This is a genomic window from Frankia sp. AvcI1 (assembly GCF_001420875.1).
GTDB lineage: Bacteria > Actinomycetota > Actinomycetes > Frankiales > Frankiaceae > Frankia > Frankia alni.
Genome location: NZ_LJFZ01000031.1, coordinates 72,725 through 94,125, shown reverse-complemented (window position 1 = coordinate 94,125; position 21,401 = coordinate 72,725). Strand labels below are relative to the sequence as shown.

The following is a 21,401-nucleotide window of genomic DNA, read 5'->3' as shown; positions in this document are numbered from 1 at the left end:
ACGACCGTCGGAGTCGGCGTCGGCGCGACCGTCGGAGTCGGCGTCGGGGTCGAGGGAGGCAGGCATCCCCAGCGCGTGGCCGTGTTGGTGTCAAGACTGACCTGGCCGTTACGAGCCAGGATCCGGCCGGCGACGGTGGATCTGGTTTTTACCGTAACCGAGGTCAACGCCAGGATGTTGCCGACGAAGGTGGTGTTGGTTCCCAGGGTCGCCGAACTCCCGACCTGCCAGAAGACGTTGCAGGGCCGGGCGCCGTTGACGAGCGCGACGGTGCTGTTCGGTGCAGTGATCAAGGTCGATCCCGCCTGGAAGATGAACACCGCGTCCGGATCGTTCTGTGCATCCAACGTGACCGTGCCGGTCACGCCCATGGCGGCAGCCGTTTTGTACACACCTTGGACCAGGGTCTGGCCACCGAGATCACTGGGCGCGGCGATGGCCGGCGTCCGCCCAGCCGCATCGTTGTAGGCCGTCGTGAGGTCCGACTTGGCCTGGAGGGCGACAGCATCGGCCACATGCCGGGCGCCGTTGATCACAATGCCTGGAGGAAATCCGGTGACCGCCGTGCCGGGGCTCAGGCCCAGATCACCCGAGATGACCGAAGGTCCAGTATTGGTGATGGTCGCACCCGCCAGAACCGCGAANGACGTGGCGGTTCCCAACCCGACGACAGGCTGGGCCGCCGATGCCGCGGGTGTCCCGACCAGTCCGGTAAGAAATATTATGACGAGCGCGGTTCCGGCGGCAAGTACTGTAGCGAGCCATCCGCGCACAAACCCTGTGCGAGGTGTACCGATCACAGATGTCCCCTTACCGACAGATCCCCGCTCCACCGNCAGACTCTCACGGCGAACAGCCAGGTTATTGCAACTCGACTGGGCGGCGGCGTGTCCAGCGGATCAGGAAGACAGGAATTTCCTGAATACGGGAGGAATAAGAATGGGATGGCGAGGGCGAATGGCCGCGACTCCGACGCCCGGCAGACAACCGGCCACCCTCCAGCGACAACACGCATGGACTGCGACTGGCAGTGAAACGGTCGCCGGGGTCCGCCGGAATCCGCATAACCGCCGGTTGGTCGGCGAGGAGGTCCCCGGGCCGCCTGGTGTGGCGCAGCGTCCGTTCGTGCAGCCAGGCGAGCTGGTCGCCCCGGCGAGCGTGGCGGGTGCCTCGGCCCCGCCGGCCGAGGCACCCCATCGATCACTTCTTCGATTTCCGCGGCGGCTCCGTCCGAACCTCGAAGGTCGATCAGCCCCCGGCTGAGCCCGTGGCTGCCCGCGGCGGTGTCCCGCTGGTCAGGGCGGCGCGACTCTGCCACCCATCCGAGGCCCCGGCGTCGGGATCACGTGTTCGTCGGCCGTCCGGCGGCCGCGGGGTAGCGGGCCAGGGTGGCCTGCTGGCCCGCGGGCGGGGGCGTCGTGGCCGGGTCGTAGAACGGGGAGAACGCGCGGGCGAGCCGGCGGAGGTTCGCCGCGCCGAGTCTCCTGGCGGTGGCCGCCTCCCGCTCCTGCGACTGCCGACGCTGCTCGTCCGTCATCGTGCGGCGGTCGGTGTCCAGCAGATATCGCCGTAGCGGCGAGGTGCGCCGGTTCAGGTGCCGGGACGCGGTGACGATGCCCCGGGCCCGGTACAACCACGCGAACAGCCGGGGGCGGCCGTAAAGGCGGTGATAGACGCGGTTCACAACCGTGCGGTGTTCGTACTCCTCGGCGAGATGCCATTTCCACAGCTCGACCGCCGGTGACGGCGCGGCGCCGAGTTCGGCCTCCATCAGGCCGTCGACCCACAGTTCCGCGCCGGTCGAGCCGATNGTCTCGAAGCCCTCGCAGTAGGCGAGCAGCCAGCGTAACGACCTGGTCCGCAGGAAGTGCTCGTAGTCCCGTTCGAAGACGGCCTCATAGTCGGTCATGTCCGGGTAACCGCCGTCGCGGATCATCGCGTTGAACGCCCGGTGCAGCCNGTAGTGCTGGCCCTCCTGCCGGTTGAACAGGTCGATGTCCCGCAGCAGCTCGGCGTCGACCAGCGGATCCAGCTCCTCGGCCGCGCGGCGCATCACCTTGATGAGGAACGGTTCGATGTAGGCCGGGATGATGCCCTGCGCGTTGACCAGGTGGACAGCCTCCAGATTCGCGCCCCAGNGCGGCGAGACGTCGGTGAAGTCGAATTCCGGCGAACGGACACGCATAGCCACACCAGACCCTTCCGAGCACGGACGGTACGACCCGGGAGCGGATCGTGATCTCGACGTCCGATTCGCCGACAATGATCCGACACTCGGGGGCCGCGGGAGGCGGATCTCGCTGCACAGGCCCGGTAGGTGCCCACGACCGTCGCTGCCGCGTGCTCCGGATCCGAGCCCGCCAAGAGTGGCCCTGTCCGTACCAGCCCCGGCCCGGCCTTCCTGTACTCCGCGCCGAGGCCGAGAGTGAGAGACCGGGCCGCGCCGAGGCTCGACGGTCGGCGCCGAGGCTCGACGCTCGACGCGGGGCCGGGCCGGGCCGGGCTCGCCGATCTCGGCGGGACATCATGACCACCGGGCCGAGGCCCGCGACCGACAGGACAGGAATGGAGGCGTGAACGCCGTGACTCACGAGAAGGTGCTGTTCGGATTCGGCCTCGAGACCGGCGTCGGCGAGGTGGACGCCCTGCTCGCGCACGCGACGCAGGCGGATCGCGACGCTCTTGACCTGGTCACGCTGTCGGATCATCCGTACTTCGCCGACCGGCTGGACGCCTACGCGGTCCTCGGTGTCGTCCTGGGCCGGACGGTGCGGGTCACCGGGGCGGTGAACGTGACCAACGTGCCGAGCCGACCCGCGCCGATGCTGGCCCGGACGGTCACCGCGCTGTCCGCGCTGTCGGGCGGGCGCGTCGCGCTCGGGATCGGGGCGGGCGGCCTGTGGGACGACATGGCCCGGCTCGGCCTCCCCCGACGTTCTCCGGCGCAGGCCGTCCGGGCGATGGAGGAGGCGATCGTCGTCGTGAAGGCACTCTGCGGCGGCGGGGACCCGGTGACCTTCGACGGGGAGTTCTACCAGGTCGCGGGCCTCGTTCCGGCGTCCGTCGCGGCCCCGCCGATCTGGACGGGTTCGGGCGGCCCGATGTCGCTGGCGGTCACGGGCCGGCTCGCCGACGGCTGGCTGCCCGGCTACGCCGCCGACTGGCGCAGTGCCCGGGTGGCCCGCTCGCGCCCCCTCATCGACGCGGCGGCCGCGGCGGCCGGCCGGGATCCCGCGCAGATCGCGACCATCTACAATCTGCCCGGCCGCTTCACCGCGGCGCCGCTGGCCGCCACCCGCGACGATGCCGGCCGCTGGATCGGTGGTTCGGTCACCCAGTGGGTCGACGAGCTCACCGCGGCCGTGTTGACATCCGGCGCCGGCGGATTCGTCTACTTCCCGGTCCAGGACGGTACGACGACGGACCTCGCCCTCGGAACGTGGGCGGGCGAGGTCGTGCCGGCCGTCCGCGAGGCGGTCGCCCGAGGCTAGCCAGACCCGAGGCCAGCCAGAGCAGTGTCGCGGATGACCCACTTCCCGCCGTGCTTCAACCCCGATTTGTCCCCGCAGGAAGCGCCGTCACGCCGGGGCCGCTACCGGGCGGCCGCGCGGCGCAGGAGGGTGGCGGTGGGCTGGTCGGCGGGGAGGAAGGCCTCGAGCTTCAGTTCGGCGATGGTGACGTCGACGGCCGTGGCGAAGGTGGTGATTGTGCTGATGAGCCGCAGCTCCCCGCCCGCGGAGCGAAGGTGCAGAGGAACGGCGAAGCCGAGATGATCTGGCCGAAGCGGTTCGGCCGGCACGTACCGGCGGAGTTCGGCGTGGAGATCGCCGAGGCGGTCGTCGGGATTGCGCAGGATCTCGGCGTGAATGCCGTCGAGGATGTGCCGGGACCATTCGGCGAGGTTCACGATGCGCGGCGCGAGCCCCGCGGGATGCAACGCGAGGCGGTAGACGTTGGCGCCGGGCCCGAGCAGGTCCGGCGCCGCGCCGTCGGCGAGGAGGGCGAAGGCCTCGTTGGCGGCGACGAGGTCGCCGTGGTGGTCGACGACGATCGCCGGGTAGGGCAGGTGCCCGGTCAGAACGTGCGTCAGCGCGGCGCGCACCGGCGCCAGCGGCGGGTCGTCCAACGAGGTGCGCGGATAGGCGGGGGCATAGCCCGCGGCGAGCAGCAGACTGTTGCGCTCCCGCAACGGCAGGTCGAGAGATTCCGCAAGCCGGACGACCATGGCCCGGCCCGGTTCCGACCGGCCGTTCTCCAGAAAACTGACGTGCCGCTGGGTGGTCCCCGCCCGCTCGGCCAGTTCGAGCTGGCTGAGGCGCCGACGAAGCCGACGTTCACGCAGCGCCCGCGGGAAGTCCACGAGCCTCGTTGTACCGCCCGGGAACGACCGCCGGCCATTCCTCCCGGGGAATTGCCGCCCGTCACCNCCGCGGACACCATGCGGCGCATGGATGATGACAGCTGCACGACCGATGACAGGCAGCCGAACGATGCCAGGCAACCGACCGGCATCCGCCTCGGCGTGCTCGTCCCGGTCGGAAAGGCCCAGTGGGGCGCGGGAACCGACCCACGTGAGCTCGTCGACTTCGNGGTCCGGGCCGAGGAACTCGGGTACGACTCGCTGTGGGTCAACGACTCGCTGCTCGGTCCGCGCATCGAGGCGCTGACCATGCTCGCCGCCGTGGCACCGGTCACCCACCGCGTCACTCTCGGCACCGCGACCCTCCTGCCGGTACTGCGCCGGCCCGTGNAGGCGGCGCAGACCCTCGCCTCCCTCGACCTGCTGTCCGGCGGACGGCTGACGGTCGCTGTGGGCGCGGCCTTTCCCGGCCGCTTCGGCCGGCCGTTGCACGACCTTTCCGCGGTTCCCTGGGCCGACCGGTTTGCCCGGCTCGACGAGACAGTTGCCCTGTGGCGCCGGCTGTGGACCGCCGACGGTCCGACCTCGTTCCACGGCGACGTCCTGCACGTCGACGACATCCCGCCGGCCACGGCGCCCAGCCAGGCCGGTGGCCCGCCGATCTGGCTCGGCGGCGCCGCGCCCGCGGCGCTCATCCGCACCGGCCGGCGCTACGACGGGTGGCTGCCCTACCCGCCCGACCGGGCGGACTACCGGAGCGGTCTGGCGCAGGTACGAGCGGCGGCCGCCGACGCGGGCCGCGGGCCGAACACNATCACGCCTGCCCTGTTCGCGTCGGTGCTGATCGCCGACTCCGTGGCGAGCGGGCGCGACACCCTGGCGGCCTACAGCCAGGCCAACTACGGGCTCGGGCTGCGCGAGCTCGAGGCCATCCAGGCCGTGATCACCGGACCGGCGGCGCAGGTGGTCGCGCGGCTGGCGGGTTACATCGCCGCCGGCGCGCGCCACCTCGTCTGCCGGCTCGGCACCGTCGACCTCGGGGCCGCCCGCGACCAGCTCGAACGGCTCGCCGACATCCTCCCGCTCCTACGGCGGGCTGCCGGTGGTTCAGGCTCAGGTGAGGGCGGTGGCGAGGGCGGCGCAGGCGTGGACGAGGGCCGGCGCGGCCCGGCCGGCGAGGTCGTCGCTCATGCGCGCCGCGGGGCCTGACACGGACAGCGCCATCGGCGCCATGCCGGGCACGGACACCGGCATCGCGACGCAGCGCACCCCGACCTCCATCTCTCCCTCGTCGAGCGCGTAGCCGCGGGCGCGGATGCCGGCCAGCTCGTCGAGCAGCGCGTCGACCTCGACGATGGTCGTGGCGGTGTGGATGGACAGCGTCGAACGCGCCAGGATGGCGCGGGCCTCGTCGTCACCGAGGGTCGACAGCAGCGCCTTGCCGACGCCGGTGCAGTGCAGGGGGACCCGCCGGCCCACCTCGGTGAAGGTGCGCATCGAGTACACCCCGGGGGCCTGGGCGACGTACTCGGCCCGCTCGCCGGCCAGGACCGCGAGGTTGGCCGACTCGCCGAGCCCGTCGGCGAGCGCGCGCAGGACCGGGGCGGCCCGCTCGCCGAGCAGCGCGTTCGCGCCGGCGCCCAACGGGACCAGCCGGGAACCCAGGCAGTACCGGCGGTCGGGCAGGCGGCGCAGGTAGCCGCGGGTGGTGAGGGTCTGCACCAGCCGGTGGATGGTCGGCAGCGGCAGGCCGGTCGCCGTGGCCATCGCGCTGATCGAACAGCCGCCGCCCGCCGCCTCGACCACCTCGAGGATGTCCAGGGCACGCTGGACCGACTGCACCCCCGCCGCACGCTGCTCGACCGGCATCCCCACACGCCTTCCTCTCACCTCGGGCCGGACATCGGCCCCGGGCACCCACACCCGGCTCGCACTCCACCGTCATGGCCCCCTCACGGCCCGGACGGCCAGCACGCGGCCTGCGCATCGCCCGCACGCCCGCCTGCACATCGTCGACCGCCTTGACCGAGGCGGCGGTACCGCCCTACGTTCGTATCACGATACAGATTTCTTTTTCCGTATGGTGGAAGCCGACAGGGTCGCCCGCGACGTCGCGGGCGGACCCTCCCCTCGGAAAGGCTGGCCCCTGTGACCGTGGAGGACGTCACCATCGCCGAGCTCGCCGAGCTGGTCGACGCGCTGCCCGCCGGGGTGGTCGTCACCGATCCGGACCAGCTCGACAAGTACCGCCGTGACCGCGCGGCGGACCCGCTGGCCGGGCAGCCGCTCGCGGCGGTGCGCGCGGAGTCGACCGACCATGTCCAGATCGCCGTCCGGTGGGCGGCGCGGCACCGCGTGGCGGTGGTGCCGCGGGGAGCGGGCACCGGGTTGTCCGGGGGCTCCACCGCCGTCACCGGGGGCATCGTGCTGTCGACGGAGCGGATGCGCGCGATGCGCGTCGACCCGCTCACCCGGATGGCCGTCGTGCAGCCGGGCCTGCTCAACGCCGAGGTCAAGGCGGCGGCCGCGGCCCACGGGCTGTGGTACCCGCCGGACCCGTCGTCGTTCGAGATCTGTTCGATCGGGGGAAACGTCGCGACGAACGCCGGCGGCCTGTGCTGCGTGAAGTACGGCGTCACGACCGACTACGTGCTCGGGCTGCAGGTCGTGCTCGCGGACGGGCGGGCGGTGCGCCTCGGCGGCCCGCGGCTCAAGGACGTCGCCGGGCTGTCGCTGACCAAGCTGTTCGTCGGTAGCGAGGGGACGCTCGGCATCGTCACCGAGGCCACCCTGCGGCTCATCCCGGCCCAGCCGCCGTCGAGCACGCTGGTGGCCACCTTCCCCACCACCGAGGCGGCCACCGCGGCCATCCTGGCGATCACGTCCGCCATCCGGCCCGCGATGCTGGAGTACATGGACCAGACGTCGATCAATGCCGTCGAGGACGTCCTGCACATGGGGCTCGACCGCGGCGCCGCCGCGCTGCTCGTGGCCCGCTCCGACAGCCAACATCTCGCCGCCGAGCGAGAAATGACGATCATGAACGACGCCTGCGTGGCCAGCGGCGCCACCGAGACGCTGGCCACCGACGATCCGGGCGAGGGCGAGGCGTTCGTCGCCGCGCGCCGGGCAGCCATCCCCGCGGTGGAGCGGCGCGGGGCCCTGCTGCTCGAGGATGTCGGCGTGCCGTTACCGCGATTACCGCAGCTCGTCCAGGGCATCGAGACGATCGCGGCCGACCGTGCGCTGACGATCGCGCTGATCGCGCACGCCGGCGACGGCAACACCCATCCCCTCATCGTCTTCGACCCGGCGGACGAGGACATGACCCGCCGCGCCGAACTCGCCTTCGGCGAGGTGATGGACCTCGCCCTCACGCTCGACGGCACGATCACCGGCGAGCACGGCGTCGGCCGGCTCAAGAAGGCCTGGCTGCCCGGCCAGCTCGGCCCGGAGGTGATGGAGCTGTCCCTGCGCATCAAGCGGGCGCTCGATCCCCTGGGCATCCTCAACCCCGGGGCGATCTTTCCCTGACGGCGAGGGCCGCCGGCGGACGACCGCCCCGGGCCCCGTTCACGCGAGACCTCCCGACCGCGCCGAACATTCCGACCACGCCGCTCGGCACCGCAACCACACGACAAGGACAGACGATGACCGAACGGATCCAGATCGGCGCTCTCCAGGTGGCGGCGAGCCTGCACGAGTTCGTGCAGACCGCCGCCCTGCCCGGCTCGGGCGTCGAGCCCGCGGCCTTCTGGCGGGGCGTCGAGGAGATCTTCACCGCGCTCACGCCCGTCAACCGGGCCCTGCTCGCCGAGCGCGACGAGCTGCAGAGGAAGATCGACGACTGGCACCGCGCCCGCGCCGGCAGCGGGCACGACGCGCAGGCCTACCACGACTTCCTCGTCGAGATCGGCTACCTGCGGCCCGAGCCCGAGCCGTTCGAGATCGCGACCGAGAACGTCGACGACGAGATCGCGCTGACCGCCGGTCCGCAGCTCGTCGTGCCGGTCCTCAACGCCCGGTACGCGCTCAACGCCGCGAACGCCCGCTGGGGCTCGCTGTACGACGCGCTCTACGGCACCGACGCGATCGCCGAGGACGACGGTGCGCACCGCGACGGGCCCTACAATCCGGTCCGCGGCGCGAAGGTCATCGCCCAGGCGCGGGCGCTGCTCGACGAGGTCGCGCCGCTGCGCGAGGGCGGCCACGCCGACGCGGCGCAGTACGCCGTCGTCGACGGCGAGCTGGNCGTCACGCTGACCACCGGTACGACGACCGGCCTCGCCGACCCCTCGGCGCTGCGCGGCTACACCGGCGAGGCGGCGTCCCCCAGCGGAATCCTGCTGGTCCACCACGGCCTGCATGTCGAGATCCTCATCGACCGCGCNGGTGCGATCGGCGCCGGCGACCCCGCCGGGGTGCAGGACGTCGTCCTCGAGGCCGCGCTCACCACGATCGTCGACTTCGAGGACTCCATCGCCGCCGTCGATGNCGAGGACAAGGTGGCGGCCTACGCGAACTGGCTGGCGCTGAACCAGGGCACCCTGACCGCGACGGTGACCAAGGGCGGGTCGTCGTTCGACCGTGCGCTGGCCGCGGACCGGACGTTCACCGCGCCGGACGGCGGGCAGGTCCTGCTCCCGGGCCGGGCGCTGCTGCTGGTCCGCAACGTCGGGCACCTGATGACCACCGACGCGATCCTCGACGCCGACGGCGCGGAGGTGTTCGAGGGCATCCTCGACGCGATCATCACGTCCCTGGCGGCGCTGCCGAGCCTGCGCGCGGACGCGGNCCGGCGCAACAGCCGCACCGGTTCGATCTACATCGTCAAGCCGAAGATGCACGGCCCGGCCGAGGCCGCCCTCACCGTCGACCTGTTCACCCGGGTCGAGAAGCTGCTCGGCCTGCCCGCCGACACCCTCAAGATCGGGATCATGGACGAGGAGCGCCGCACCACGGTGAACCTCGCCGCGTCGATCGANGCGGCGCGGCGGCGGGTGGTGTTCATCAACACCGGCTTCCTGGACCGGTCCGGCGACGAGATCCACACCTCCTTCGAGGCCGGGCCGATGGTGCGCAAGGCCGACATGAAGACGCAGACCTGGATCACCACCTACGAGAACAACAACGTCGACCAGGGGCTGGCGGCCGGCATGTCGGGGCGCGCACAGATCGGCAAGGGCATGTGGGCGATGCCCGACCTGATGGCAGACATGCTGACCCAGAAGATCGGCCAGCTCCGGGCCGGCGCGACGACGGCCTGGGTGCCCTCCCCCACCGCGGCGACCCTGCACGCGCTGCACTANCACCAGGTCGACGTCTTCGCCCGCCAGCGCGAGCTGGCCGAACGGCCCCGCGCGGACCTGGCCGACATCCTGCGGATCCCGCTGGGTGACCCGAGCGCGTGGAGCGCCGAGGACCGCCAGCAGGAGATCGACAACAACGCGCAGTCGATCCTGGGTTACGTCGTGCGCTGGATCGACCAGGGCATCGGCTGCTCGAAGGTGCCCGACATCCACGACGTCGCGCTGATGGAGGACCGCGCGACCCTGCGGATCTCCAGCCAGCTCATGGCCAACTGGCTGCGCCACGGCGTCGTCACCCCGGAGCAGGTGCACGCCAGCCTCCAGCGGATGGCCNCCGTCGTCGACAAGCAGAACGCCGACGACCCGGCCTACCGGCCGATGGCCCCGGACTTCGACGGTGTCGCCTTCCGCTGCGCCACCAGCCTCGTCTTCGACGGCGCCCGGCAGCCCAACGGCTACACCGAGCCGATCCTGCACGCCCATCGCCGGGAGGCGAAGGCGCTGGCCGCGAGCCTGTGACGCCCTGACGTGTGACGCTGGCGGTAAGGGAGACTTGGACGACTATGGGCAGGGTGGTGTGGTCATGCGGGATGCAGTGATCGTCGAAGCGGTGCGCTCGCCGGTGGGCAAGCGGAACGGGGCGCTGGCCGGGGTCCATCCCGGCGATCTGTCGGCGCACGTCCTGACGGAGCTCGCCGCCCGCAGCGGGATCGATCCCGGGCTGGTCGACGACGTCGTGTGGGGGGTCGTCTCGCAGGTCGGCGAGCAGGCCCTCGACGTCGCCCGCACCGCGGTGATCACCGCCGGGTGGNCGGAGCACGTGCCGGGGACGACCGTCGACCGGCAGTGCGGCTCGTCGCAGCAGGCGGTCCACTTCGCCGCCGCCGGGCTCATCGCCGGGCACTACGACGTGGTCGTGGCGGGCGGCGTCGAGTCGATGACCCGGGTGCCGATGGGGTCCGCGGTCGGCGACGCCAAGCCGCATCCGGCCAGGTTCATCGAGTACTGCGGCGGGGTGCGCCCGAATCAGGGCGTCGGCGCCGAGATGATCGCCGAGAAGTGGGGCTTCTCGCGGACCGACTGCGACGAGTTCTCCCTCGCCAGCCACGCGCGGGCGGCGGCGGCCCAGGACGCCGGCCGCTTCGACGCGCAGATCGCCCCGCTCGATCTGCCGGGCGGCGGCGTGTTCACCGCCGACGAGGGCATCCGCCGCGGCGGCACCGTCGAGACCCTCGGCAAGCTCAAGACCGTGTTCCGCCCGGACGGTGGCGTCGTCACGGCCGGCAACGCCTCGCAGATCTCCGACGGTTCCGCCGCCCTGCTCCTGACGACCAGCGAGAAGGCCGCTGAACTCGGGCTCACCCCGATCGCCCGGGTGCACACCGCCGTCGTCGTCGGCTCCGATCCCGTCATGATGCTGACCGGTCCCATCCCGGCCACCCACAAGGCGCTGGCGCGCAGCGGCCTGTCCCTCGGCGACATCGGCGCGTTCGAGGTCAACGAGGCGTTCGCGCCGGTCCCNCTGGCGTGGCTGGCCGAGTTCGGCGCCGACCCCGCGACGGTCAACCCCAACGGCGGCGCGATCGCCCTCGGCCACCCCCTGGGCGGATCGGGCGCACGGATCATGACCACGCTCGTCCACCACCTGCGCGACAACGGCATCCGGTACGGCCTGCAGACCATGTGCGAGGGCGGCGGTCAGGCCAACGCCACCATCCTCGAGCTGCTCTGACCCTGGAGCTGCTCTGACCCTGGAGCTGCTCTGAGCCGCGGGCGACTGNGGCCGGCTCCCAACCCCCCTTTCCGTCCTCACGAAGTGGAACAGTCCCAGTGGTAGACGACGCCCACGACCTGCTGCGTTACGAGTCGGTCGGCCCGATCCGGGTCATCACGCTGAACGACCCCGACAAGCTCAACCCGATGACCGACGCGCTGCACGAGGCGCTCACCGACGTCTGGGTGAAGGTCATGCGCGATCGCGAGGTCCGCGCCGTCGTGCTCACCGGCGCCGGGCGCGCCTTCTCCGCCGGCGGCGACGTGCCGGGCTTCCTGGCCTGCGTCGAGGACCTCGACCACCGCCGGTCCAACATGCGCACCGCCCGGCTGCTGGTCGACCACATCCTCGGCTGCCACGTGCCGGTGATCGCCGCGGTGAACGGCCCGGCGGTCGGCCTCGGCTGCAGCATCGCGGTGTCCTGCGACATCGTGCTGATGTCGGAGAAGGCCTACCTGGCCGACACCCACGTCAACGTCGGCCTCGTCGCCGGCGACGGCGGCGTGGTGACCTGGCCGTTCATGATGAGCCTGCTCAAGGCCAAGGAGTACCTGTTCACCGGCGAGNGGATCCCGGCCGCCACCGCCGTCGAGCTGGGCCTGGCCAACCGGGTCGTGGCGCACGACAAGCTGCTGGACGAGGCGATGGCGCTGGCGGAGAAGCTGGCCGGGCAGCCCGCCCAGGCGCTGCAGGAGACCAAGCGCTCCCTCAACCTGCACCTGCAGCACGCCGCCCTGAAGGTGCTGCCCTACGCCCTGTCGACCGAGAGCGAGTCCTTCTCCTCACCGGAGGTCGCCGAGCGGGCCCGCGCCTTCGCGGCCCGCTCCAGCAACGGCAAGGGCTGATCCACTCGAATCCCGGCGGGCGGGTTCCTGANACGGCTGCGGCCAGAACAGGAGCTCGGCCGCGTGGGGTTCACGCGCCGTGGGTGCGGGTGGCGCGCCAGCCGAACGCGAGCAGGCCGGTGGCGAGTACGAGCAGGGTGATCAGGAAAGTGACCTGCAGCGGCCAGAACTGGCTCGCGGGGTGGTAGCTGCTGTTGCCGTGGATGATCCAGCCGTCGCGGGGGACGCTCGGCCGGGGCCCGGTGGTGTGGCTGGTGGGTGTGAGTGTCTGGACGGCCCGACCGGTGCACAGCAGGAGTACGAGGAACCCGACGAGCGCGATGCCGACGGCGGGCAGGGTGCGTCGTAGCCAGGCGCCGGCGGCGACGGCGAGGGCGAAGGACAGCAGGATCTCCCCCACCGGGGCGAGGCCGACGGAGAAGAACCACGGCCAGCGTGAGCTGGTGAGGCCGCCTTCGGTGAGGGGTCGCTGGAGCCGGTCGTTGGCGAGNCCGGCGATGAGCCCGGTGAGGGCGAGCACGGCGGCGGCGGTGAGTACCTTCGCCGTGTACCAACGCCGTCGGGGCACGGACTGGGTCCAGGCGGCGAGGTGGGTGCGTTGCTCGAACTCGCGGGCGACCAGGGGTGCGCCGACCAGGGCGCCGATGACCGCGACGACCAGCGGGACGCCGAGCTCGAACAGGGGTATCGCGTAGTTGAAGTCCGGGCCGAACCCCTCGAGTCCCGCGCAGCCGGAGCCGTGCAGTTCGCTCGGGTCCTGGCCCCGGCCGATGCAGCCGGCGGCCCGGAACGGCGCGAGCGTGTGGGAGGCGTGCAGCCCGACCCGGAGCATGAGGGCGCACAGGGCCGCGACGGTGAGCGCGGCCCACAGCGCCTGCCCGCGGTGCTGCCGCCAGGCGAACCAGGTCATCGGGACTGCGGCAGGGAGACCCCGCCGTTCACGGCGGGGAGGAAACGCCGCTCCATCTCGTCCATCGATCGATATCCCTTTCGTAGAATGGAGGCATGTCCCGTTACCGGCTCCATCCGACCGCCGAACAGGCGGCTGTGATGGAGGACCATTGCGGGCATGCGCAGTACGTGTGGAACCTCGCCGTGGAACAGCAGTCGTGGTATCGGCCGGCGGCTCGGGAAGCCCACCGGCACAAGGACTGGGTCGAGAAGACCAGCACCAGCCTTGCCCGCCGGCACGACCTGATCCGCATCGAGGATCTGCCTATCGGGCATATGACCCGTTCGGCGCGGGGGATCATCGCCGAACCGGGACGGAACGTGCGGCAGAAAGCCGGGCTGAACCGGAGCATCGAGGCGACGGCACCAGCCGGCCGGTGAACCGCGAACCTCAACACTGCGCACCCCCTCTCTCGGTGGATGTGTAGGAGTTGGAATCCCCCGCGTTCACGGGGAGGATGTCAAGTCAGTGCCTCCTGCGGGGTGTGGCGGGCGTCGTCGAGGTAGCCGAGCACCAGTTCGTCGAAGGTGGGCTGGGATTCGTCGAGGCCCGGTCCGGCGACGGCGGCCGGGTCGGAGCGGACCAGCGCGGTGGTCCGCCCAGCGGTGCTCCGCGCGCTGATGACCGACCACCCGCCGGCCTGCGGCCAGTCGGCCGGCCCGGAGACGACCCGGTGGTCCTGCCGCAGGTCGTCGAGGTCGCCGGCGAGGCGCACCCGGCCGCCGCGCAGCACGATGAGGTAGTCGCAGATGCGTTCCAGTTCGGCCACGACGTGGGAGGAGAACACCACGGCGACGCCGGTCTCGGTGCACGCGGCGAGNATCGAGGCCAGGAAGTCCCGTCGGGCGAGCGGGTCGAGGTTGGCCAACGGCTCGTCGAGCAGCAGCAGGTCCGGCCGTTTGGCCAGGACCAGGGTGAGCGCGACCTGGGCGCGTTGCCCGCCGGACAGGGTGTGGATCCGGGCGCGTGGCGGGATGTCGAGCCGCCCGATCCGGCCGGCCGCCAGCACCGCGTCGAAGCGGGGGTTGAGGTGCCGACCCNCATCGAGGAGGTCGGCGACCCGCAGGCGCGGCCACAGCGGCGCGTCCTGGGCGACGAAACCGATCCGCGCGAGCTGGCGGGCCGGGGCGAGGCCGGCGACGTGGACCGTTCCCGCGCTGGGGGGCAGCAGCCCCGCGGCCAGGTGCAGCAGGGTGGTCTTTCCGGAGCCGTTGGGGCCGACCAGCGCCACCACCCGTCCGGCGGGCACGTCGACGGTGCACTCGCGCAGCCCCCACGTGCTGCGTCCGTAACGGCGTCCCAACCCGTCCGCGCGCAACACGGTCGTCATGCGGCACCTCCGGCGCTGCGGTGGACGGCGGCACCNGTGCCCGGCTCGTCCAGCGCGAGGGCGACCAGCGCCCGGATCTGTTCGGCGGACAGCCCCTCCTGCCTGGCCCGCCGGACCCAGCGGACCAGCGCGGCCAGCAGCGCGGGCGGCGCCTCCAGCGGCGGCGTCGGTGGCGCGGACGCGACGAAGGTCCCCACGCCCTGGCGGCGCACCACGATCCCCCCATGCTCCAGCTCGCCGTAGGCCTTCACCACCGTGTTCGGGTTGACCGCGAGCGCCTCCACCACCTCCTTCACCGTCGGGAGCTGCTCGCCCGGCTTCAGCCGGCCGAGCATGACGTCCCGGCGCACCTGCTGCACGAGCTGCCGGTAGATCGGCACGCCGGATCCGGCGTCGAGACGAAACATACTCACTCCTAGATCACGGGTCTACTAGTAGACTAGTGGTCTAAGGGTTGGCGATGCAATACCGGCAGCGCGGCGCGCGCGCAGCGGCGCGAGAGCCCCGGTTCGCCGAGACGACGCTTGCGGACCGTCTCGCTAGGCCGCGGGGCCGAGGGCGGCGTCGACGATGCGATCGGCGAAGGNGCGGTCGACGGGGGCGCGTTGGATCGTCACCCGGAAGATCAGCGGGCCGAGGATCTGGGCGAGCAGCTCGTCGTTGTCGCGTTCCGCCACCGTCTCGCCGGCGGCGACCGCCCGGTCGATCGCGCCGCGCAGCAGTGACGAGATGCGCCGCAGCAGATCATCCCGGAGTGNGGCCACGNCCGGGTTCTGGTCGGCGGTGGCGATGACGGTCGTGAGGAACTGCCGCGCGACCGGCTGGGCCAGATCGGCCGCGGACCGGATCAGCTCGCGGCTGAGCCACTCTCGCAGGGGGCCTTCGCCGGCGCGCAGCAGCGGCTGCTCGGTGATTGTCATGGCCTCGGTGACCAGGTCGATCTGGCGCGGCCAGTGCCGGTAGATCGTGGCACGGCCCACCTCGGCCCGCTGCGCCACGCGCTGGTGCGTCAGCGCCGCGGGCCCCTCCTCCTCGAACAGTGACCGCACGGCCTCACGCACCGCGGCGCGGGTGCGGGCGATCCGGGCGTCCTCGACCGTCGTCTCCACGGCTCGAAATTCTATGAGACACCTTGACTCACAAAAGAGATATGAGGCACTCTGCCTCACACGCCTGGAATGAGTCGTGGGTCACACGGCGCGCCGGTGAACGAGTCGAGGGGACAGCGATGACCGACGACCGCAACAACGAGAAAGTCACACTCAGCAATCTTCCGATCGCACGGGATCGGGACGCGGCCTGGCGTCAGCTGCGCGAGCACGGCCGCACAGTGCTCCTCGACGGNGGCCTCGCGGCGACCGACGTCGAGACCGTCGAGACCGTGTTACGGCAGCCGGCGATCTTTTCGTCGAAGAAGGCGTTCGACGTCCTCGGCAGCCCACTGCCGCTCGTGCCCATCGCGTTCGACCCGCCCGACCAGACCCGCTACCGGCGCATTCTCCAGCCGTTCTTCAGCCCGCGGGCCATCCGACCGCTGGAGGACGAGCTGCGCCGGCAGATCGTCGAGATCGTCGAGCCGTTGGTGCGGCGCGGGTCGTGCGAATACGTCTCNGAGGTGGCGGGAATCTTCCCGGTCCAGGTGTTCCTGACGCTGTTCGGGTTGCCGCTGGAAATGCGCGACCAGTTCATCGAGTGGAAGGACGCCATCCTCGGGCTCTCCGATCCTTCCGGCAACACCGCCCTCGACGAGGCCGCGACCGAGGCCGCCATGGCCACGGCGCTGGGGCTGTTCAGCTACCTGGCCGACCTCGTCCCGGCGCGCCGCGGGGTCGCGGGCGACGACGTCNTGAGCCAGCTTCTCTGCCTGGAGGGCGACGAGGCCCTCACCGACGAGGAGGCCGTCGGCCTGTGCTTCCTGTTCGTCCTGGCGGGCCTGGACACCGTCGTCGACGCGCTCAGCTTCGGCACGGACCGGCTGATCCGCAACCCGGACCGGCGCCGCGAGATCGTCGACGATCCCGCGCTCATCCCGGCCGCGATCNAGGAGCTCCTGCGCCTCGACCCGCCCGCGCCGTTCGTGCCGCGGGTGACCACCGAACAGACGGTGCTCGACGGCCGGACGCTGCCCGCGGGCACCCGGGTCACCACCAACCTCGCCGCCGCGAACCGGGACCCCGCCCGCCATCCCGACCCCTACACGGTGAACTTCCACCGCGGCGAGAGCCCGCACCTGAGCTTCGGCGCCGGGGTGCACCGCTGCCTGGGATCGCACCTGGCGCGGTTGGAGATGCGGCTGGTGTTCGAGGAGTGGCACCGGCTGATCCCCGACTACGACCTCGCCCCGGGTGCGTCGCCGCAGGTGAAGTGGCCGCGCGNCACACTCGGGCTGGACGCTCTGCCGCTGGTCTTCCCCGCGTCGGCGCCGGCCGCCGGGGCGGGTGGGCAGGCGTCATGAGACCGGAGGAGAGACGACGCAAGATAGGCCGAAGAGTTCATTTATCAACCTGATCCTTGCGGTTCGTCGGGGGCGGTGGTTATGGTTCGCCCGGGCCTGCCCGGAGGATCCCGCTGCCCCCGGACGCCTCGCCGGAGACCTCGCGCGAAGGCCCAGCAGCTGCCGACCCAGCGGGCCGACCCGACCCCGAGGAGGGCTCCCCGCCCATGGGTACACGGCAGGAAGCACCCGTCCGCGAACTCCTTCGTCTGTTCGACGAGGGCGACTTCGTCGGCAACATGGACCGGCTACTGGCCCAGTTCGCCGAGGACGCGACGTACCAGATGAGCGTGCCCGGCCGGGAGGCGCTGCGCGGTCGGGAGCTCATCGCCACCGAGCTCGCCCGGCAGGCGGGCGACTACTCCGACTGCGTCTGCGAGATCCTCACCGTGGTCAGNGACGACCGGNACGTCGTCACTGAACGGATCGACCATGTGACGATGCTGCATGACGGCACGCGGGTGTCGAACCCACTGCTCGCCATCTTCGAGGTGAACGACGACGGCCTCATCGTCGCGTGGCGCGAGTACTGGGACGCCCTGTCGCTGTCGCACCGCATGGGCGTCGACCCCGGGACCATGCTCGGCCTGATGGGACTGGAGACGGNGTGATCCTCGACGATCTCACCGTGGACCCCGCCGGCTTCCAGGCCGGCACCGGTTGGGCGATCAAGCCGCAGGGCGCCTGCAAGGGCGACGTGTGCGTGCCGTTACCGAGCTCCGTGCGCCGTCCCGACGGCCGGCTCGACGTGACCGGGCTCGCCGAGCGCCTCGGTATGGGCCTGGTCGCGGACGAGGCGCACGGTGTGTGGGCGCTGGGCCCGGAGTCCGCGGTCACCGGCCGGGCGCTCACCACCGCGCAGGCGCCGCCGCTCGAACTGCCCCGCCTCGACGGGACGCCGTTTCGGCTGGACAGCCTGCGCGGGCAGAAGGTCGTGCTGGTGGCGTGGGCCTCCTGGTGCGGGTGCCGGGAGGACCTGCGGCTGTGGAGCGCGCTGCGCGAACAGCTGCACCCGCGGGGTCTCGAGGTCGTCACGGTCGCGCTGGACACCGGCGGTCCGGACGCCGCCCGGCCCTGGATCGAGAAGGCCGGCGGTAGCCATCCCGCGCTCATCGACATCCGGCACGAACTCGGCGCGAAGTTCGGCGTCGTCAACGTGCCGAACGGGTTGTGGATCGACGAGGACGGCATCATCGTCCGCCCGGCGGAGCCGGCGTGGATCGAGGATCCGCACGCCAGCTCCGAGACCGCCGCGCGGTCGCTCGACGAGCTCCCCCCCGACCACCGCGACGTCCGCGCCGAGATCGGGAAGATGACCATCGACCCGGCGGTGTACCCGGCGATGATCCGGGACTGGGTGGCCAACGGCCACGCCAGCCGGTACGCCCTCGAACCGCACGAGGTGCTCGACCGGGCCCGCCCGCGCGACGCCGCCGTCAGTCGGGCCGCCGCCCGCTTCGAACTCGGCGAGTACGTCCACCGCGCCGGCGACCACACCGCCGCCGTCGCCCACTGGCGCGAGGCGCACCGCCTGCAGCCCGACAACTGGNCGTACAAGCGCCAGGCCTGGAATCTCGCCGACCCCGAGTCCGTGCGGACGATCGACGCCTACGGCACCGGCTGGCTCGACGACGTCCGCACCCTCGGCGCCGAGAACTACTATCCCGAGATCCAGCCATGACCGCCGCCGAGGCCGCCGAGGCTGCCGCAGACGCCCCCGGAGGCGAGGCCGGACCGGCGCCCACCGCCCGCACCGCGGAGGAGGACCGCCTCGTCGCCCGAGTCGAGGAGCTGCTCGGGGGCCGGGTCACCGCGATCGAGCGCCAGCCGCGCTGGCGCAAGGCCTGGTACCTCACCGTCGACCGGGACGGCACCGACATCCCGATCTATGTCCGCGGAGACAAGCAGATCGACGCCGAGCCCTACCCGGGCCTGGACCGCGAGGCCGCGATCCTGCGGATCCTGGAGCGCAACGGCGTCCCGGTCCCCCACGTCCACGGTATGAGCAGCGATCCGATCGGCATCGTCATGGACCGGGTGCCCGGGACCCGCGACGTCGCCGAGGCGGCGGACGACGCCCAGCGCCGGGGCATCGCCGAGCAGTACATGGAGATCCTCGCCCGGATGCACGGCATCGACGTGGCCGAGTTCGCCGCCGCCGGCATCGAGGTTCCGACCACGCCCGCGGGCGCGCAGCTCGCCTTCGTCGACGCCAACGAGCGGCTGTACCGGCGGACGAAGAAGGCCCCCGAGCCGCTCGTCGAGTGGGCGCTGCGCTGGGCGCGGCACCGGCTGCCCACCGCCGGCAACCGGGCGCGGTTCATCCACGGCGACACCGGCCAGTTCCTGTTCGTCGACGGCCGGATCACCTGCGTCTACGACTTCGAGGCGTCGCACATCGGCGACCCGCTGTCCGACCTGGCCGGGCTGCGCACTCGGGCCGGCACCGAGCCGCTCGGCGCGGACATCGAGCACATGATCCGCCACTACCAGCGGGTGGCCGGCACGACCGTCGACCCCTCGGCGCTGTCGTTCTACACGGCCACGTACATGCTCACCGCGGTGATGGCGCTCAGCGGGCCGCTGACCGAGCTGCGCCCCGCCGATCAGCAGGCCGAGTACCTGACCTGGGATCTGATGGTGCGCCGGGCGATGCTGTGGGCGATCGCCGAGGTCGAGGGCGTCAAGATCGAGCCCGCGCCGCCGGTGACCGTCCCGCCGGGCTATCCCGCCCGGATCGCCACGGTGCTCGAGGGCACCGTGCGGCGGATGGTGCCGGCGACGCCGGTCGACGAGGCCAACCAGAGCGCGGCGCTCGCGCTGGCCCGGTGGGCCGGGGCGATGGTCGCCGTGGGGGCGGCGAACGTCGAGCGCGACCTCGACCGGGCCGCCGTCCTGCTCGGCCACCGCCCCGCCGACCAGGCCACCGCCGACGCCGAGCTGGAACGGTTCGTGCTGGCCGCCGGCCCCGAGCACGACCTCGCCCTGCTGGAGTACTTCGCCGCCCAGACCGAGGCGCGGGTCGCCGAGGCCGTCCCGATGCGGCAGCGGCTGGAGCAGTACGCGCTGCCGAAGGTCGTCCTCTGAGCCCGAGCGCGAGCCTGGGCCTGGGCGCGAGCGCGAGCCTGCGCCCGGGCGCGACCCCACGCCAGCCCTGATCCGAGGGAGCAACGCATGCTGGTGAGCACGGACACCGTGGACCCGGCGGTCTTCACCGCGGGCACCGGATGGTCGATCAAACCGCAGGGCGCCTGCAAGGGCGAGCACTGCGTGCCGCTGCCGGCCGAGGCCCGGGACGCGGCCGGTGACCTCGTCGTCGAGGTGGTCGCCGGCCGGCTCGGGATGCCGCTCGTCGTCGACGCCGAGCACGGGCTGACGGCGGTCGGGCCCGAGGCCGCCGTCACCGGCCGGATGCTGACCACCGCCGAGGCGCCGGAGCTGACGCTGCCGACGTTCGACGGTGCGACGTTCCAGCTCTCGCGGCTGCGCGGGACGAAGGTGCTGCTCGTGGCCTGGGCGTCCTGGTGTGGCTGCGCCCACGACCTGCCGCTGTGGGCCGAGCTGCGGGAGCGGCTGCGCGGGAACAACCTGGAGATCGTCACGGTGGNGATGGACGTCGCGGGGCCCGACGCCGGGCGGCAGTTCGTCGAGCGGGCGGCGCCGCGGCACCCGGCGGCGATCGATGCCGAGCACAGCCTCGGCCGGCTGTTCGGCGTCGTCAACGTGCCGAGCGGGGTGTGGATCGACGAGGCGGGGATGATCGTGCGCCCCGCCGAGCCGGCCTTCCCCGGCCGGGTCGTCATCTTCGACGAACTGCGCAAGGCCGACCTGGCACGGGAGGCCGCCGCGAGCGCCGGCACCCTCGACCGGATGCGCGAGGTGCTGCGCAGCGACGAGGGGCTGTCCGACTCGACCGTCTCGCTGGTCGAGATGACCCGGGTCATCGCCGACCACGCCGAACCGGAGCTGTACCTGCGGATGCTGCTGGACTGGGCGGACAAGGGCGCGGACAGCGAGTACGTCCTGACGCCGGACGAGGTCGTCGAACGCTCCGCTCCCCGCCCGCCCGACGTCGCGACGGCCGCCGCCCACTTCGAACTCGGCCAGCACTTCGAACGCCACGGCGACCACCTCGCCNCGGTGGCGCACTGGCGGCGTGCCCACGAGCTGCAGCCGTTGAACTGGACCTACAAGCGCCAGGCCTGGCGCTTCGAATACGGCCCCGACGGCCAACCGGACCGCTACGACAGCTCGATGGAACACGACCTACGCGCCGTCGGCCCGGAGAACTACTACCCCAGACTGCTGCCCTGACCGCCGCCGAGGGGGCGGGACGC

At 72.1% G+C, this 21,401-nt stretch carries 12 protein-coding genes and 31 pseudogenes; 31 read left to right on the top strand and 12 right to left on the bottom strand.

The features are described from left to right. Nucleotides 1-1,342: 1,342 nt before the first annotated feature. The 4 genes and pseudogenes from UK94_RS65480 to UK94_RS75095 form a co-directional block, all read right to left on the bottom strand. Nucleotides 1,343-1,789, bottom strand: coding sequence for a metal-dependent hydrolase (locus UK94_RS65480; protein WP_235489871.1), 447 nt, complete (start codon nt 1,787-1,789; stop codon nt 1,343-1,345). A gap of 22 nt (nt 1,790-1,811) precedes the next feature. Beyond that, nucleotides 1,812-1,959 (bottom strand): annotated as a pseudogene (locus tag UK94_RS65475) (metal-dependent hydrolase); the annotation flags it as partial. Nucleotide 1,960: 1 nt separating this feature from the next. After that, nucleotides 1,961-2,138: pseudogene (locus UK94_RS65470) on the bottom strand (metal-dependent hydrolase); the annotation flags it as partial. A 1-nt stretch (nt 2,139) separates the two neighbouring features. Further along, the coding region (locus UK94_RS75095; protein WP_268761623.1) for a hypothetical protein at nt 2,140-2,185 on the bottom strand (46 nt) is incomplete at its 3' end. A gap of 397 nt (nt 2,186-2,582) precedes the next feature. On the opposite strand from UK94_RS75095, the gene UK94_RS25650 reads away from it, so the two are divergent. After that, nucleotides 2,583-3,491 (top strand): LLM class flavin-dependent oxidoreductase, encoded by a 909-nt coding sequence (locus tag UK94_RS25650; protein WP_055751882.1) that lies wholly within the window; start codon nt 2,583-2,585, stop codon nt 3,489-3,491. 101 nt (nt 3,492-3,592) lie between these two features. Here UK94_RS25650 and UK94_RS25645 read toward each other — a convergent pair whose 3' ends face one another. Further along, complete coding sequence (locus tag UK94_RS25645) at nt 3,593-4,360, bottom strand: helix-turn-helix domain-containing protein (RefSeq protein ID WP_055751866.1); 768 nt, start codon at nt 4,358-4,360, stop codon at nt 3,593-3,595. 78 nt (nt 4,361-4,438) lie between these two features. Here UK94_RS25645 and UK94_RS65465 point away from each other — a divergent pair. From UK94_RS65465 to UK94_RS65450, 4 pseudogenes are all read left to right on the top strand, one after another. Beyond that, nucleotides 4,439-4,589 (top strand): annotated as a pseudogene (locus tag UK94_RS65465) (LLM class flavin-dependent oxidoreductase); the annotation flags it as partial. Between the two features lies 1 nt (nt 4,590). Continuing rightward, nucleotides 4,591-4,750: pseudogene (locus UK94_RS65460) on the top strand (LLM class flavin-dependent oxidoreductase); the annotation flags it as partial. A 1-nt stretch (nt 4,751) separates the two neighbouring features. Further along, a pseudogene (locus UK94_RS65455) lies at nt 4,752-5,172 on the top strand (LLM class flavin-dependent oxidoreductase); the annotation flags it as partial. 1 nt (nt 5,173) lies between these two features. Next, a pseudogene (locus UK94_RS65450) lies at nt 5,174-5,569 on the top strand (LLM class flavin-dependent oxidoreductase); the annotation flags it as partial. Here the strand turns inward: UK94_RS65450 and UK94_RS25635 are convergent. After that, nucleotides 5,474-6,229, bottom strand: a complete 756-nt coding sequence (locus tag UK94_RS25635) for an IclR family transcriptional regulator (RefSeq protein ID WP_055751865.1) — start codon at nt 6,227-6,229, stop codon at nt 5,474-5,476. The pseudogene UK94_RS65450 and the gene UK94_RS25635 sit on opposite strands and share 96 nt — an antisense overlap. Nucleotides 6,230-6,508: 279 nt before the next feature. Between UK94_RS25635 and UK94_RS25630 the strand changes: the two genes are divergently transcribed. The 16 genes and pseudogenes from UK94_RS25630 to UK94_RS65375 form a co-directional block, all read left to right on the top strand. Next, a complete protein-coding gene (locus UK94_RS25630; RefSeq protein ID WP_011606565.1) occupies nt 6,509-7,894 on the top strand; it encodes an FAD-linked oxidase C-terminal domain-containing protein in 1,386 nt (461 codons plus the stop codon). Nucleotides 7,895-8,010: 116 nt separating this feature from the next. Further along, a pseudogene (locus UK94_RS65445) lies at nt 8,011-8,611 on the top strand (malate synthase G); the annotation flags it as partial. Nucleotide 8,612: 1 nt separating this feature from the next. Next, nucleotides 8,613-8,750 (top strand): annotated as a pseudogene (locus tag UK94_RS65440) (hypothetical protein); the annotation flags it as partial. Between the two features lies 1 nt (nt 8,751). Then, a pseudogene (locus tag UK94_RS65435) lies at nt 8,752-8,854 on the top strand (hypothetical protein); the annotation flags it as partial. A 1-nt stretch (nt 8,855) separates the two neighbouring features. After that, nucleotides 8,856-9,154: pseudogene (locus tag UK94_RS65430) on the top strand (malate synthase G); the annotation flags it as partial. Between the two features lies 1 nt (nt 9,155). Next, nucleotides 9,156-9,344 (top strand): annotated as a pseudogene (locus UK94_RS65425) (hypothetical protein); the annotation flags it as partial. A 1-nt stretch (nt 9,345) separates the two neighbouring features. Then, nucleotides 9,346-9,668 (top strand): annotated as a pseudogene (locus tag UK94_RS65420) (malate synthase G); the annotation flags it as partial. A 1-nt stretch (nt 9,669) separates the two neighbouring features. Continuing rightward, nucleotides 9,670-10,002 (top strand): annotated as a pseudogene (locus tag UK94_RS65415) (malate synthase G); the annotation flags it as partial. A 1-nt stretch (nt 10,003) separates the two neighbouring features. Next, on the top strand, nt 10,004-10,188 hold a 185-nt coding region (locus UK94_RS65410), incomplete at its 5' end, for a hypothetical protein (protein ID WP_235489845.1). 64 nt (nt 10,189-10,252) lie between these two features. After that, nucleotides 10,253-10,480 (top strand): annotated as a pseudogene (locus UK94_RS65405) (acetyl-CoA C-acetyltransferase); the annotation flags it as partial. 1 nt (nt 10,481) lies between these two features. After that, a pseudogene (locus tag UK94_RS65400) lies at nt 10,482-11,190 on the top strand (thiolase family protein); the annotation flags it as partial. A 1-nt stretch (nt 11,191) separates the two neighbouring features. Next, nucleotides 11,192-11,401 (top strand): annotated as a pseudogene (locus UK94_RS65395) (acetyl-CoA C-acetyltransferase); the annotation flags it as partial. Nucleotides 11,402-11,499: 98 nt separating this feature from the next. Beyond that, nucleotides 11,500-12,009, top strand: a pseudogene (locus tag UK94_RS65390) (enoyl-CoA hydratase/isomerase family protein); the annotation flags it as partial. A gap of 1 nt (nt 12,010) precedes the next feature. Continuing rightward, on the top strand, nt 12,011-12,288 hold a 278-nt coding region (locus tag UK94_RS65385), incomplete at its 5' end, for an enoyl-CoA hydratase-related protein (protein WP_235489843.1). A 1,005-nt stretch (nt 12,289-13,293) separates the two neighbouring features. Then, nucleotides 13,294-13,389: pseudogene (locus UK94_RS75090) on the top strand (helix-turn-helix domain-containing protein); the annotation flags it as partial. A gap of 24 nt (nt 13,390-13,413) precedes the next feature. Beyond that, a pseudogene (locus tag UK94_RS65375) lies at nt 13,414-13,593 on the top strand (transposase); the annotation flags it as partial. A 468-nt stretch (nt 13,594-14,061) separates the two neighbouring features. On the opposite strand, the pseudogene UK94_RS65370 reads toward UK94_RS65375, so the two are convergent. The 6 genes and pseudogenes from UK94_RS65370 to UK94_RS65355 all read right to left on the bottom strand — a co-directional run. Continuing rightward, a pseudogene (locus UK94_RS65370) lies at nt 14,062-14,280 on the bottom strand (ATP-binding cassette domain-containing protein); the annotation flags it as partial. A 1-nt stretch (nt 14,281) separates the two neighbouring features. Then, on the bottom strand, nt 14,282-14,570 hold a 289-nt coding region (locus tag UK94_RS65365; protein ID WP_235489841.1), incomplete at its 3' end, for an ATP-binding cassette domain-containing protein. Nucleotides 14,571-14,606: 36 nt separating this feature from the next. Then, a partial coding sequence (locus UK94_RS25595; RefSeq protein WP_268761617.1) for a GntR family transcriptional regulator occupies nt 14,607-14,977 on the bottom strand: 371 nt, incomplete at its 3' end. A gap of 132 nt (nt 14,978-15,109) precedes the next feature. Beyond that, a pseudogene (locus tag UK94_RS75085) lies at nt 15,110-15,156 on the bottom strand (hypothetical protein); the annotation flags it as partial. Between the two features lies 1 nt (nt 15,157). Beyond that, nucleotides 15,158-15,327: pseudogene (locus tag UK94_RS65360) on the bottom strand (TetR/AcrR family transcriptional regulator C-terminal ligand-binding domain-containing protein); the annotation flags it as partial. A 9-nt stretch (nt 15,328-15,336) separates the two neighbouring features. Beyond that, nucleotides 15,337-15,619: helix-turn-helix domain-containing protein (locus tag UK94_RS65355; protein WP_235489865.1), on the bottom strand; the 283-nt coding region annotated here is incomplete at its 3' end. 815 nt (nt 15,620-16,434) lie between these two features. On the opposite strand from UK94_RS65355, the pseudogene UK94_RS65350 reads away from it, so the two are divergent. The 10 genes and pseudogenes from UK94_RS65350 to UK94_RS75070 all read left to right on the top strand — a co-directional run. Then, nucleotides 16,435-16,611, top strand: a pseudogene (locus UK94_RS65350) (cytochrome P450); the annotation flags it as partial. A gap of 1 nt (nt 16,612) precedes the next feature. Beyond that, nucleotides 16,613-16,945: pseudogene (locus UK94_RS65345) on the top strand (cytochrome P450); the annotation flags it as partial. A 286-nt stretch (nt 16,946-17,231) separates the two neighbouring features. Further along, a pseudogene (locus tag UK94_RS65340) lies at nt 17,232-17,461 on the top strand (nuclear transport factor 2 family protein); the annotation flags it as partial. An 11-nt stretch (nt 17,462-17,472) separates the two neighbouring features. Beyond that, nucleotides 17,473-17,670 (top strand): annotated as a pseudogene (locus UK94_RS65335) (limonene-1,2-epoxide hydrolase family protein); the annotation flags it as partial. Between the two features lies 1 nt (nt 17,671). Continuing rightward, nucleotides 17,672-18,613, top strand: a pseudogene (locus UK94_RS25575) (ResA-like WAxxUGC motif-containing protein); the annotation flags it as partial. A gap of 1 nt (nt 18,614) precedes the next feature. Then, a pseudogene (locus tag UK94_RS75080) lies at nt 18,615-18,745 on the top strand (TlpA family protein disulfide reductase); the annotation flags it as partial. Continuing rightward, on the top strand, nt 18,742-20,151 hold the full coding sequence (locus UK94_RS25570; protein WP_055751856.1) for a phosphotransferase family protein: 1,410 nt from the start codon (nt 18,742-18,744) through the stop codon (nt 20,149-20,151). The pseudogene UK94_RS75080 and the gene UK94_RS25570, both read left to right, overlap by 4 nt. An 87-nt stretch (nt 20,152-20,238) precedes the next feature. Continuing rightward, a pseudogene (locus UK94_RS75075) lies at nt 20,239-20,671 on the top strand (TlpA disulfide reductase family protein); the annotation flags it as partial. Nucleotide 20,672: 1 nt separating this feature from the next. Then, a pseudogene (locus tag UK94_RS65325) lies at nt 20,673-21,201 on the top strand (TlpA family protein disulfide reductase); the annotation flags it as partial. A 1-nt stretch (nt 21,202) separates the two neighbouring features. Further along, nucleotides 21,203-21,378 (top strand): annotated as a pseudogene (locus UK94_RS75070) (TlpA family protein disulfide reductase); the annotation flags it as partial. Between the last annotated feature and the right edge of the window lie 23 nt (nt 21,379-21,401).

Bases quoted from the DNA above. Each gene is read 5' to 3' on its own strand.
- UK94_RS25635 (WP_055751865.1), bottom strand. From the start codon at position 6,229: ATGCCGGTCGAGCAGCGTGCGGCGGGGGTGCAGTCGGTCCAGCGTGCC.
- UK94_RS25570 (WP_055751856.1), top strand. From the start codon at position 18,742: ATGACCGCCGCCGAGGCCGCCGAGGCTGCCGCAGACGCCCCCGGAGGC.